General features: G+C 63.9%; 13 protein-coding genes and 2 tRNA genes. 4 read left to right on the top strand and 11 right to left on the bottom strand.

The features are described 5' to 3' along the window. From NQJ30_RS08495 to NQJ30_RS08485, 3 genes are read right to left on the bottom strand one after another with little or no spacing between them, the layout of a single operon-like run. Window positions 1-642 carry an aminodeoxychorismate/anthranilate synthase component II gene (locus NQJ30_RS08495; RefSeq protein WP_255769454.1) on the bottom strand — a complete coding sequence of 214 codons (642 nt, stop codon included), beginning with the start codon at window positions 640-642 and terminating at the stop codon, window positions 1-3. Beyond that, a complete protein-coding gene (locus tag NQJ30_RS08490; RefSeq protein WP_190990505.1) occupies window positions 639-809 on the bottom strand; it encodes a hypothetical protein in 171 nt (56 codons plus the stop codon). The genes NQJ30_RS08495 and NQJ30_RS08490 overlap by 4 nt, the downstream gene beginning before the upstream one ends. 2 nt (window positions 810-811) lie before the next feature. Continuing rightward, a complete protein-coding gene (locus NQJ30_RS08485) occupies window positions 812-1,606 on the bottom strand; it encodes a class E sortase (RefSeq protein ID WP_255769453.1) in 795 nt (264 codons plus the stop codon). A 174-nt stretch (window positions 1,607-1,780) separates the two neighbouring features. Between NQJ30_RS08485 and NQJ30_RS08480 the strand changes: the two genes are divergently transcribed. After that, the gene (locus NQJ30_RS08480) at window positions 1,781-2,035 is read left to right on the top strand and encodes a cell division protein CrgA (protein ID WP_255769452.1); all 255 of its coding nucleotides are present in this window, start codon (window positions 1,781-1,783) and stop codon (window positions 2,033-2,035) included. 19 nt (window positions 2,036-2,054) lie between these two features. Then, on the top strand, window positions 2,055-2,678 hold the full coding sequence (locus tag NQJ30_RS08475) for a DNA-3-methyladenine glycosylase I (protein WP_255769451.1): 624 nt from the start codon (window positions 2,055-2,057) through the stop codon (window positions 2,676-2,678). Window positions 2,679-3,746: 1,068 nt separating this feature from the next. Here the strand turns inward: NQJ30_RS08475 and NQJ30_RS08470 are convergent. Beyond that, window positions 3,747-4,628 (bottom strand): rhomboid family intramembrane serine protease, encoded by an 882-nt coding sequence (locus NQJ30_RS08470; RefSeq protein WP_255769449.1) that lies wholly within the window; start codon window positions 4,626-4,628, stop codon window positions 3,747-3,749. An 8-nt stretch (window positions 4,629-4,636) separates the two neighbouring features. After that, window positions 4,637-5,182 carry a peptidylprolyl isomerase gene (locus NQJ30_RS08465; protein WP_255769448.1) on the bottom strand — a complete coding sequence of 182 codons (546 nt, stop codon included), beginning with the start codon at window positions 5,180-5,182 and terminating at the stop codon, window positions 4,637-4,639. Between the two features lie 155 nt (window positions 5,183-5,337). On the opposite strand from NQJ30_RS08465, the gene NQJ30_RS08460 reads away from it, so the two are divergent. Continuing rightward, window positions 5,338-6,315, top strand: a complete 978-nt coding sequence (locus NQJ30_RS08460; protein WP_255769447.1) for a hypothetical protein — start codon at window positions 5,338-5,340, stop codon at window positions 6,313-6,315. A 136-nt stretch (window positions 6,316-6,451) separates the two neighbouring features. After that, window positions 6,452-7,327, top strand: coding sequence for a glycosyltransferase (locus tag NQJ30_RS08455; RefSeq protein WP_255769446.1), 876 nt, complete (start codon window positions 6,452-6,454; stop codon window positions 7,325-7,327). Window positions 7,328-7,340: 13 nt separating this feature from the next. Here the strand turns inward: NQJ30_RS08455 and NQJ30_RS08450 are convergent, their stop codons facing one another. The 6 genes from NQJ30_RS08450 to gyrA form a co-directional block, all read right to left on the bottom strand. Then, window positions 7,341-8,294 (bottom strand): DMT family transporter, encoded by a 954-nt coding sequence (locus tag NQJ30_RS08450; protein WP_255769445.1) that lies wholly within the window; start codon window positions 8,292-8,294, stop codon window positions 7,341-7,343. A gap of 86 nt (window positions 8,295-8,380) precedes the next feature. After that, window positions 8,381-8,456 (bottom strand) — tRNA-Ala (locus NQJ30_RS08445). Between the two features lie 72 nt (window positions 8,457-8,528). After that, entirely contained in the window at window positions 8,529-8,645 is a 117-nt protein-coding gene (locus NQJ30_RS08440) for a DLW-39 family protein (RefSeq protein WP_255769444.1), read from the bottom strand. A 69-nt stretch (window positions 8,646-8,714) separates the two neighbouring features. Continuing rightward, a tRNA-Ile gene (locus NQJ30_RS08435) sits at window positions 8,715-8,788 on the bottom strand. 98 nt (window positions 8,789-8,886) lie between these two features. Continuing rightward, the gene (locus NQJ30_RS08430; protein WP_255769443.1) at window positions 8,887-9,510 is read right to left on the bottom strand and encodes a DUF3566 domain-containing protein; all 624 of its coding nucleotides are present in this window, start codon (window positions 9,508-9,510) and stop codon (window positions 8,887-8,889) included. Continuing rightward, window positions 9,507-12,173 carry a DNA gyrase subunit A gene (gene gyrA, locus NQJ30_RS08425; protein WP_255769442.1) on the bottom strand — a complete coding sequence of 889 codons (2,667 nt, stop codon included), beginning with the start codon at window positions 12,171-12,173 and terminating at the stop codon, window positions 9,507-9,509. Before gyrA ends, NQJ30_RS08430 begins: the two co-directional genes overlap by 4 nt. Between the last annotated feature and the right edge of the window lie 28 nt (window positions 12,174-12,201).

Genomic DNA, 12,201 nt, shown 5'->3' with positions numbered 1-12,201 from the left:
TCAGTGCTGGATGAGTGGGCTCAGGTTGGCGGCCCGGGCGGCCGCGCCGGTCATGCCGAGTGACTCGAGCCAGTTGCCCAGCATCTGGTAGCCGCCTTCGGTCAGGACGGACTCCGGGTGGAACTGCACTCCGCACAGCGGCGCGCTCCGGTGCTGCAGGCCCATGATGACGCCGGAAGCCGTTTCGGCGGTGATCTCCAGGACGTCGGGGATAGTTTCACGCACTGCCGCCAGGGAGTGGTACCGCGTGGCCGTCACGGGGGAGGGGAGTCCGGCGAACACACTGGTCCCGTTGTGCTCCACGAGGGACGTCTTGCCGTGCATGAGCTCCGGCGCGTGGGTCACGGTGCCGCCGAAAGCCTCCGCCAGCGCCTGATGGCCCAGGCATACGCCAAACATTGGCTTGTTGTTCGCCCCGCACCATTTGATCAGTTCGATGCAGACGCCCGCTTCGGCGGGGTTGCCCGGGCCTGGCGAGACGAGGACACCATCGCGGGTCTCCGCCATTTCGATCGCCTCGGCGAGGGTCACGTCGTCATTGCGGACAACCGTGGTTTCGGCGCCGAGCTCCTGGAGGTACCCAACCAGGGTGTAAACGAAGCTGTCGTAGTTATCTACGACCAGGATTTTAGTTGTGGTCATGGCTGGCTTGCTGCACCAATCGTTGAGTCGGTGAATTGGGTGAGATCGGACATCCAGGGGAAAAGGAACTGGACCATCAGAACCAGGGCGCCGGCGATAAGCACCAGCGACGTGAAGATACGCAGCCAGAGGGGTCCCGGCAGGTGACGGAAAATCCAGCCGTACATGCTCAGCCTCCCACTGCCGCCGCCACCTGGGCAGCGATTTCGGTTGGCGGTCCGGCGGCTGCCGGGCGCCAGCTGTCCAGCAGGGCATAGGCGACGATGCGTTCCTCAGCGCCGAAGCGCGGGTTGCAGCTGGTCATGGTGAGGTAGCTTTCGGTGGGGGTGGCGCCTGGACGGGTGGGCACCGGTTCGAGGACGTCGGTACGGGACGGCATCACGATCTGGTTGTTCCGGAACACGTAGACGTAGTAGCCGTCCTTGGTCTGGACATAGATCTTGTCGCCGGGAACCAGGGTGTGGATGTTGTCCAGGACGGCCCCGTGGGTTTGCCGGTGGCCGGCTACTGCGAAGTTACCCACGGCGCCGGGCATGGCCGTGTTGGCGTAGTGCCCCAGACCCAGGGTGTCCAGGACGTCCCCGCTGGTTCCCTGCACGATGGGCCGGGTGTAATTGTTGCCGAACCGGGGAATGTACATAATGCCGATGGTGCCGGCATGGCCGGGCGCGGTGCCGACGACGGGGCTGCCGTAGTCCGCCGGTCCGGCCGGATCCGCAACGGCTGGCTGCGGCGGCGGCGTGCTGCCCAGTTCCTGGGCGAATTCCTTGATGACGGCGCCTTGCCGGGCGTCGGATTCCACGTTGGTCCACCACAGTTGCCAGGCGACGAAGAGCAACAAGACAATCCCGACAGTGATGAGCAGTTCACCGACTACCTGCACGGTGCCACGCAGGATGCCGCGGCCACGCCGCCCGCGGGCAGGCCGTACGGCGGCGCGCCCCGCCCTTTCCTGCACTACCACGCGTTCTCCTCCGGGCGGCCGCGCCGGGCGTTAGTGCACCCCGAACTGCGGCTAGAATTGGCTGCTAGTAAGAATCCAGATTTGACCAAGATCGCGCAGACCGCTGGCAACTTCCTTCTTGCAGGATATCAAGCCCGCGGCGCCGAGCTTGCTCCAGTCCGCCAAGGAGTGCACGTGCCCGAGTCAAAGCCACGCCGGAAGACCTCCGGCGCAGCCCAGTCCGCATCCGCGACGCAGGCGTACAAGCCCAATGCCGTTTGGTTCAAGCCCGTGATGTTTGGCCTCATGATCATCGGGCTGCTGTGGATCATTAGCTTCTACATCAGTGAAGGCCGCTTCCCGGTGCAGGAGTGGGGTTCTTGGAACATCGTGGCTGGCTTCGGCATCGCCATTATCGGCTTCCTCATGACCACGCGCTGGCGTTCCTGACACCGAGCGCAGTCACAGCATGATCCCCGATGCCGCGGCCGCCCTCCGCGGGAACGGCACCGTCATTGGCGACGACGGACTTGCCCGTCCGCCCTGGGCTTCCGTGGATCCGCTCCTGCGGGAGTACTACGACACTGAGTGGGGCCTTCCCGTCCGGGACGAGCAAGGACTGTACGAGCGGATCAGTCTCGAAGGCTTCCAGGCCGGCCTGTCATGGGCCACCATCCTCCGCAAGCGTCCGGCCTTCCGGAGCGCGTTCCACAACTTTCATCCGGATACGGTTGCCCTTTTCGGCGACGCGGACATCGAGCGCCTGATGCAGGATGCCGGCATTGTCCGGAATCGGCTCAAGATCAGGGCTGCCATCACCAACGCCCGGGCCACCGTCTCTCTTAGGGAGCGGGGAGGCCTGGTTGAGTTCGTCTGGCAGTTCCAGCCGGCGGCGACGCCCCGGCCGGCCAGCCATGCCGAGATCCCCACACAATCGCCGGAATCGGTGGCTTTGTCCAAGGCCCTGCGCAAGCAGGGGTTCTCGTTCGTTGGCCCCACCACAATGTTTGCGCTGATGGAGGCGATAGGCATGGTGGACACCCATCTGCTGGCCAGCCATCGGCGCGGTTCCTCGGGTATCTGGCCCGATTGATCCCGGCTTCGCCGCCGAGGTTTTCCCCAACTGTTGGGAAAGTTATCCACAATGTGTATAACTTTCGCTGTGCCTTGCATCCCGCCTTTCGACGAAGGCCCTGACGCACGGAACTGAGGCCGGGGCGCCTCAACCGCCGGTTATTAACAGTGTGGATTAGCTGTGGATAACGGCCGCAAAGCAGGTGCTTTTGCCTACTCAGCTGTCCTTGGCGGACGGAACGGTGGTTGATGAACAGTGCCGTATCCCGCCAGGCCGGCAGCACGATCCCGGCCGCCTCCCGGACTCTCAGCCCCGACCGTTCAGGGCCCAGCAGACCACCGGGATGCTGCTGGTCGGGAAAGAGCTGCTGGGTGATGGCACCCTGCGGTCCTCCTGGCTGACAGCGTATGTGGTCAAGGCGGGTACGAATCGCTTTTCCACAGCCTGGAGTTGTCCACTTACTAACACTGGACTACCCACAACTTATCCACAGTTGTGGACAACAATCCACAGGCGGAAGGGAGGAGGGGCGCTCACGGGCCACAGTCCGGAAAACCGGGAGCCGTAACTACCGGTTTGTAAGTTATTAACACTGTGAATAACCCTGTTTATACCCGGCCTTCATTCGGTGATGCAGAGGCCCTGAGGACCCGGATTGAGCGGTTTCTCCACATTCGCCACCAAAACGCCGGTTTTTTCCACTTAACCACAGGCTCATCCCCAGGGGTTATCCACAATTGTGGACAGCCGAGACTGCGCATGATGAAAAATGGCTAGCTGACGGGAACCAGGGGTGCGTCAGGGTGTGAACTACACGCCTGTAAGTTACCAACAGTGTGGATAACCCCTGTGGATAACCTTGCGGCCACCCTCGCCCACCAAATCGGGGCGAGCCGGGTTCGTCACTGCGCAGGAGCGGAACCGGTCCGCGTTCGGTGCCGCTGTCACCGCGTAGAGATGCGACCGCTACCACTGGGCGCCGGTGGCCGGACACAGAAGACCCCGGCGTCCAGTACGGACTCCGGGGTCTCAGATTCGTCAGATCGGTTGCACAGGCCCAGGGGATGGCCGGGCGTGACAGGCAGCTTAGCCCATGGTCACTTTGACCCAGCTAACGGCGAGGAGAAGGACCAGGACGGCGGCAAGACCCGCCGCCTGAATCAGGCCTTGGCGGGGACCACGGGGCGTGTAGGCGATCACGGCAGCGCACAGTCCGCCTGCTATCAGCCCGCCAAGGTGGGCCTGCCACGCAATCTGGGGGACCACAAAGCCGATCACGCCGTTAATGAGAATAAGGACCCACAGCTGCCGGGTGTCACCGCCGCGCTGCCGCTGTACCAGGAGCATTGCTCCGAAGAGCCCGAAGATGGCCCCGGACGCACCCACCACACCGGTGAGCGGTGTACCCGGCACATAACCTGGTGTGAGCACCAGGTAGCCGACGGATCCGCCGATGGCCGAGATGAGATACACCGCCAGGAAGCGGATCCTGCCCAAAAGTGGCTCGAGGGCCTGGCCGAAGATCCACAGCATGTACATGTTCAGCAAGATGTGGAGGATAAACCCCTGCGAGTGGAGGAACGCTGCGGTCAGCATCCGCCACGGTTCGAACTCGCCGAACTGCGGGGTTGCGAACACATTGGCAAAGGCCAGGTTCTGGTAGATCCAGTCGCCGGGAATGATCCACTGCAGAACGTAGACCACCGCGCACAAGGCGATGAGGCCCAGCGTCACCAGCGGTTTGCCGGTGGCCACGGCACCGCCGTACACGGACCTGACACCCGGCGTCGTACGTGCTGTTTCGTTGACGCAGTCAACACACTGGAATCCGACGGCGGCCGCCCGCTGGCAGTCCGGGCACGCAGGGCGCCCGCAGCGCTGGCAGCGCACATAGGAAGGCCTGTCCGGGTGCCGGGGACACACCGGAACCTGCGCGGACGGCTCAGCCGCCGGAATTCCGTAACTCATGTGATGGGTTAGAGCTGCTCGATATCGATGCTGTTGATGGTGACGTCGTCCACCGGACGGTCGCCGGTTCCGGTCCGGACGCCTTCAATCGCGTCGACAACCTTCTTGGACTCGTCGTCGGCAACCTCGCCGAAGATGCTGTGCTTGCCCTGCAGCCAGTCGGTGGGGATGGTGGTGATGAAGAACTGCGAGCCGTTGGTGCCCTTGCCCATGCGGATGCCCGCGTTGGCCATGGCCAGCTTGTACGGCTGGTTGAAGCTGAGCTCGGGGTGGATTTCGTCGTCGAACTGGTAACCGGGTCCGCCCACACCGCGGCCCAGGGGATCGCCGGCCTGGATCATGAAGTCCTTGATGATGCGGTGGAAGATGGTGCCGTTGTACAGCGGCGTGCCCGTCTTGTCCTCACCCGTTTCCGGGTGGGTCCAGGCCTGCTCGCCGGTGGCGAGGCCAACGAAGTTCTTGACCGTCTTCGGGGCGTGGTTCCCGAAGAGGTTGACGACGATGTCGCCGAGGCTGGTGTGGATGGTTGCTTTTGCAGTTGCGATGGCAGTCATAACGTCATTCTTTCACGGCGGGTCAACGCGGAAAGCGGCCGGACCAGCAGTTCCGCGCTGGGTGAAATCACCCCTAAATCAGCGTGAAGAATAGCCCGTGCAGGTCAATCCACGTAGGCTAACAACAGAACCGTCACATTAATCGGGAGGTAGTTGTGAAGAAATCGGATCGTATTGCCCGTGACCTTGAGCAGTCAGTCAACAGCGCAGTTGAGAACGCCAAGGACTGGGCATCTCCCCGCGTAGAGGCAGCAGTGGATTGGGCAGTTCCCCGCCTGCAGCACAGCCTGGACACCGCGTCTCCCAAGATCCAGGAAGGGCTCAAGACCGCCGCCCACAACCTGGCCGACGGCGTTGCCACCGTCACGCCGCGCATCCAGGAGGGCCTCGCCCACCTTGCACCGAAAATCTCGGATGCAGTTGAGGTCACCACCCCGCGCCTGCACGAAGCGCTGGACAAAGCCACGCCCGTCATCCTAAATGCCCGCGACCGCGTCGTAGTGGAGTACCTTCCCCGTCTCTCGGACCAGATCGGCCAAGCCTCCGAGGCCGTGCACCGCACGCTGGAAAGCGCCCCCAACCACGTGGATGCAGTGGCCCGGCGGCTCGCCGATTCGGGTGTGGTTCACACGGTGCAGGAACAGGCCCAGACCGCCGGCACCCAGCTGCGGGCCGCTGCCCATGAAGCGGGCAAGGCGGTAGGTGTGCAGATCGCGGCCCCGGCGAAGCCCAAGAAGCGCGGCTGGCTGGTGTTCGGCATCATCGCCGCCGCGGTCGCCGCCGGTGTTGCAGCCTGGAAGGCGTCCAAGCCTGTCGAAGATCCCTGGAAGACGCCGTCCCCGGTCACGCCCGCTCCGGTTCCTGCCACCACGGTGAACGACGCAAAGGACAACGCTGAGGAGGCTGCGAGCAAGGCTGCAGCCGCCACGCACTCCGCCGCCGGGGTTGCCGCTGACAAAGTGGAGGACATTGCCGGAGATACCCAGGCTGCCGCCGACGACGCCGGCGAGAAGGCAAAGCACCTCGCCGAAGGGTCAGAGGAGAAAGCAGCGGACTCCGCCACGGACGCCAAGACGGCAATGAAGAACATCGCGTCCAACATGAACGGTACGCAGGACAAGAACGCCATCTGATCAATCCGGCGCCGAAGCGCCGTCCGCTGAAGGGGTTCCGCGCGTGCGGGGCCCCTTTCAGTGTTTTCCGAGAGTTTGTCCTGTCTCCGCCCGGCGACCGGCGGGACGGCCCCTGATCGGTGCTAAATTTGGACTGATGTCAGCCGATCAATCCTCTGGGGATACCTTGAACGACGCACAAGAGCTGCCCCGCGTGTCCATTGTCATCCCGGCTTACAACGAGGAAAGTGTCATCCGGCAGTGCCTCATCGCTGCCGTCTACCAGTCGGTGCCGGCTCACGAAATCATTGTGGTGGACAACCTCTCCACGGACCGCACCGCAGCCATCGTGGCGCAAATGCAGCTGGAGTATCCGGAAAGTCCCGTCATCCTCCTCAGCCAGGACACGGACCAAGGCCTGATCCCCACCCGGAATTTTGGCCTGAACCAGGCCACCGGTGACATCCTGGGCCGCATCGATGCCGATTCGGTGCTGGAGCCTGACTGGGTCGAGCAGGTGCAAAAGGCGTTCCAGGACCAGTCAGTGCAGGCAGCAACCGGCCCGGTGGTCTATTACGACATGCCGATGCGCCGTTTCGGCCTCAAGGCGGATGACAAGATGCGCCAGATGATGCTGAAACTTGCCAAGCACCAGTACCACTTCCTGTTCGGATCCAACATGGCCCTGCGTGCAACAGCTTGGGAAATCATCCGGGACGAAACCTGCCGGGATGAGAAGGACGAGATGCATGAGGACATCGATCTTTCCCTGCACCTCGCCGACCACGATCTCAAGGTCCAGTACTGGCCCCAGATGGTCTCCGGCATGTCCGCCCGGCGGCTTGAAGACTCCCCGCGGGACTACCGCTATTACGTGACCCGCTTCGACCGCACCTACAAGGCGCACAACGTCAAGAAAATGGCCCTCAAGGCGCCCATGGTGGTGTTCTTCTCGGTCTACTTCCCGGCCAAGCTCCTGCGCGCCATCCATACCGTCAACACCGCCCAGCCCGTACGCCGCGGCGGGCAATAGCCCCGGGGCAGCGTCAGTCAGTACCCAGTTCGGCCAACCGGCCCGACGGCGGTTCGTCTCCTTGGGCACCTTTCCCTGCGGCCGCACCCCGACGGCGGTCCGCGCGCGAACGCTGTCCGGTCACCACCACGGCGAGGCCCGCGAGGATGAGCGCCAGGCCGGCGTAGGTACCCGCAGGAAGTGTTTCGTGCAGGAAGACGGCGGCCAGCAGTGCGGCGCCGGGGATTTCCAGCAGGATAATCATGGATACCAGCAGCGGGCTCATGGTGGCCAGCAGGTGGTTGAAGGCCGTGTGGCCCACCAGTTGGGCACATACGGTGATGGCGATGATCCCGAGCCAGCCAGCGGCGTCGAACCCTGCCAGGGGCTGCCCGCTGAACACCGCCAGCACCGCCACCACAGCCGCGCACATGCCGTAGCAGAGCGTGGTGTAGGTGCCGGTGGTCATGGTCTGGCGGGCTTTGCCCCCGGCCAGGGTATAGAGGCCGGCCAGGGCCCCGCCAGCCACGGCCAGGACATCGCCCAGGAACGCGTCCGGCGAAGAACCCATGTCGAACCCTGTGATGGTGACTACGCCGCCCAGGGCAATGCCGAGCCCTGCCAGGACCTGCCAGCGGTGCCTGGTGCCGCGGAAGAGCTGGATCACTGCGATCCACGCCGACTGCAGGCAGACCAGGGCAGTGGCGGCCGCCACGGAGGTGAGCTGCAGGGACGTGATGAAGCAGGCAAAGTGAAGTGCCAGGGCGACGGCCGCCACGAGGGACCAGCGGAATTCAGACCCGGTGATCCGGCCAAACTGCCGGGGCTCGCGAACCAAAGTAGGCGTTGCCATCACAACGGCCCCGATGGCGTTGCGCCAGAAGGCGATGGCGAGTGCGCTGACAGTGGTTGCGCCGAGGGTGGCGGCGATCAAAGGTCCGGATGAGGCCACACCCAGCACACCCAGGGCGGCGATAAGGAGGTTCACTTTTCCACCTTACTGGTCGGCTGAAACACTGGTCGGCGTCAACGAAAAAGTCCCGGACAGCGTTTCCGCTGTCCGGGACTTTCTTATGGTGGAGGCACGGGGACTCGAACCCCGAACCCCCTGCTTGCAAAGCAGGTGCGCTACCAATTGCGCCATGCCCCCATAAGAAGCAACCCGTCAATCATACCCTAGAACCGTGAAGCCTTTGTCCAGCTTCCGTTCCGGGCGTCCGGCCTATTCGACCTGATCGGTCGACTGGTTCCAGACTGTTTTCCGGGCTTCGGATTCCTGTGCTTTCCTGTAGAGCAGGACGCCTGCGATCGCAGCTGCGATTACCAGCAACTTCTTCACATGCTCCCCGTTCCGGCCCTGCCTGCCGCGAAGCAAACCGAACCTTTCCTGAAACCTGCACAGGTTCCGTGGGCGTACCAGGACTTGAACCTGGGACCTCTTCGTTATCAGCGAAGCGCTCTAACCGCCTGAGCTATACGCCCCGATGCCTCATCGGGCCGAGATATGACTGTACAGCACATCCCGGCCCGATCTCAAATCGAGGCATTCGACCGGAAAAATCCGGTCAAAATCGGGAGACTTAGTCGTCCGTGAGGGTCACACCGATGCCGCCCACCAAGGTGGCAGAGATGTTGTACAGCACGGCGGACAGCATGGACAGCGCCGTCAGCAGCACAACGTTCACCACGGCGATGATGGTGGCGAACGACGCCACCTGGCCCAGGGACGCGACCTTCTTCAGTTCGAAGCCGCCGCCCTCGGAGCCGGCCAGGGTGCCCAGGAGGCTGTCCACCTGGTCGAAGATTCCCGTGAGGTCCAGGACCGTCCAGAGGACGATCGCGGCCACCACGGTGACGATTCCCAGCGCCACCGAGAGCAGGAACGCCATCTTCAGGACGGACCAGGGATCCACCTTGCTGACCAGCAGGCGAGCCCGCCGGACCTTGGCCTTCGGTGCGGGCTTAACCAGCGCCGGCTGGCCCTGCGCGGTAGCGGGACGCTGGCCCGGGACGGGACGCTGGCCGGGCTGGCCCATGCCGGGCCGCTGGCCGGGAGCGGCCGGGCGTTGCCCCGGGGCGGCTGCCGGGGCCGCCGGCCGCTGCTGGGGGCGGGTGGGTGCATTCACCCGGGGCGCGGCCGTGGGCTGCGGCGTTGCGCCGGGAACAGTACTGCTCGGCTTGGGATATGAGTCGGGATTACTCACTCGTTACCTCCGGTGTAGTCTTCGTTCGGCTCAGCGTCGCCGGAGGCGTCCTCTGACTCAACAGCCGGTGATGATTCTGACTCTGCGGCTCCTTCGGGGGACCCGCTGTCTTCAGCCAACGTTACGTCATCCTCCAGGGATTCCTCGCCCTCGAGACCACGTTCGCTGTTCCGTGCCACCTCGATAATGCGGTCATTCTTGTCCGGTTTGGCGAAGATGACGCCCATCGTGTCGCGTCCCTTGGCGGGCACGCCGGCCACGGATGAACGGACCACCTTCCCGCCTTCCATGACCACCAGGACTTCGTCTTCTTCCTGGACAATCAGGGCACCCACAAGGTGTCCCCGTTCCTCCTGGTATTTGCCCACCTTGATGCCCAGGCCGCCGCGGCCCTGCAGGCGGTACTCCTCCACCGCGGTCCGCTTGGCGTAGCCGCCTTCGGTGACGATGAAGACAAAGGACCCGTCCGTGACCACGTCGGCGGCGAGCAGTTCATCGTCCTCACGGAACTTCATGCCGGTTACGCCCGACGTCGCACGGCCCATGGGGCGCAATGCATCGTCGGTGGCCGTGAAGCGGATGGACTGGCCCTTGCGTGAGACAAGCATGAGGTCGTCCGTTTCCGACACCAGCTGTGCCGAGACCAGTTCGTCCTCGTCGCGCAGGTTGATCGCGATGACACCGGCCGATCGGTTGGTGTCATAATCCTCCAGTCGCGTCTTCTTGACCAGGCCCCGCTTGGTGGCGAGCACCAGGTACGGCGACTGCTGGTAGTCCTTGAGGTCCAGGACCTGGGCGATGTGTTCGTCCGGCTGGAAAGCGAGCAGGTTGGCAACGTGCTGGCCCTTGGCGTCACGGCCGGCTTCCACCAGCTCGTAGGCCTTGGCGCGGTAGACGCGGCCCAGGTTGGTGAAGAAGAGGAGCCAGTGGTGGGTGGTGGTGACAAAGAAGTGCTCCACCACGTCGTCGCCGCGCAGCTGGGCGCCCTTGATGCCCTTGCCGCCGCGCTGCTGTGAGCGGTAGTTGTCGCTGCGGGTGCGCTTGACGTAGCCGCCGCGGGTAATGGTGACAACCATTTCCTCTTCGGGGATGAGGTCCTCGATGGACATGTCCCCGTCGAAGCCCATCAGGATCTCAGTGCGGCGGTCGTCGCCGTGCTTGGCAACAATCTCGCCCAGCTCAGTGCTGATGATCTCGCGCTGGCGCTCCTCGGAAGCCAGAATCGAGTTGTACTCGGCGATCAGGGCTTCAAGTTCGGCGTGCCGGTCCTGGATCTTCTGGCGTTCCAGGGCGGCGAGGCGGCGCAGCTGCATGTCCAGGATGGCGCGGGCCTGCAGCTCATCGATATCGAGCAGCTGCATGAGGCCGTCGCGTGCGGCTTCCGTCGTGTTGGACGCACGGATCAGGGCGATGACCTCGTCCAGCATGTCCAGGGCCTTCAGGAGCGCACGGAGGATGTGCGCCTCCTCTTCGGCCTTGCGCAGGCGGTAGCGGGTCCGGCGCGCAATGACGTCCATCTGGTGCGTAACCCAGTGACGGATGAACGCGTCCAGGCTGAGCGTGCGCGGAACACCGTCCACGATTGCCAGCATGTTGGCCGAGAAGTTGCTCTGCAGTTCGGTGTGCTTATAGAGGTTGTTCAGCACCACCTTGGCCACGGCGTCGCGCTTGAGCACAATGACCAGTCGCTGGCCGGTGCGGCCGGAGGTTTCGTCGCGGAGGTCGGCGATGCCGGAGATCTTGCCGTCCTTGACCAGCTCGGCGATCTTGATGGCAAGGTTGTCCGGGTTGGCCTGGTACGGCAGTTCGGTGACCACCAGGCATGTGCGGCCCTGGAGTTCCTCCACGTTGACCACCGCGCGCATGGTTACCGAACCGCGGCCGGTCCGGTAAGCATCCTCGATGCCGCGGTGGCCCAGGATGGTGGCACCGGTGGGGAAATCCGGCCCCTTGATGCGCAGCAGCAGCTCTTCGAGCAGCTCCTCCCGGGTGGCAGTCGGGTTCGCGAGGTACCACTGGACACCGTCCGCTACCTCGCGGAGGTTGTGCGGCGGAATGTTCGTGGCCATGCCGACGGCGATGCCCGAGGACCCGTTGACCAGCAGGTTGGGGAAACGCGCCGGCAGGATGGTGGGTTCCTGGTTCTTGCCGTCGTAGTTGTCCTGGAAGTCGACAGTTTCCTCGTCGATGTCCCGGACCATTTCCATGGCCAGCGGCGCCATTTTGGTCTCGGTGTAGCGGGGGGCTGCGGCGCCATCGTTGCCCGGCGAGCCGAAGTTTCCCTGGCCCAAGGCCAACGGGTAGCGCATGGTCCAGTCCTGGATCAGGCGGACCAGGGCATCGTAGATCGCGGTGTCACCATGGGGGTGGTACTGGCCCATGACTTCGCCCACCACACGCGCACACTTGTTGAAGGAACGGTCGGGGCGGTAGCCGCCGTCGAACATCGCGTACAACACGCGGCGGTGCACAGGCTTCAGGCCATCGCGCACGTCAGGCAGGGCGCGGCCCACGATGACGGCCATGGCGTAGTCCAGGTAGGACCGTTGCATTTCAGTCTGCAGGTCCACCTGCTCCACGCGGTCAATCAGCACGTCGCCTTCAAGCACGGTGTCCGGAAGGTCGCCGGAATCCGCCGGAGTTTCGGGTGTCTCGTCACTCATCGTTTATGTTTTCCGTTTCAGGTATATG

The organism is Pseudarthrobacter sulfonivorans, assembly GCF_024391045.1.
In the GTDB taxonomy this organism is placed as follows: Bacteria; Actinomycetota; Actinomycetes; order Actinomycetales; family Micrococcaceae; genus Arthrobacter; species Arthrobacter sulfonivorans_B.
Note: the sequence above shows the minus strand (reverse complement) of the source record. Positions and strands in the feature narration are given on the sequence as shown.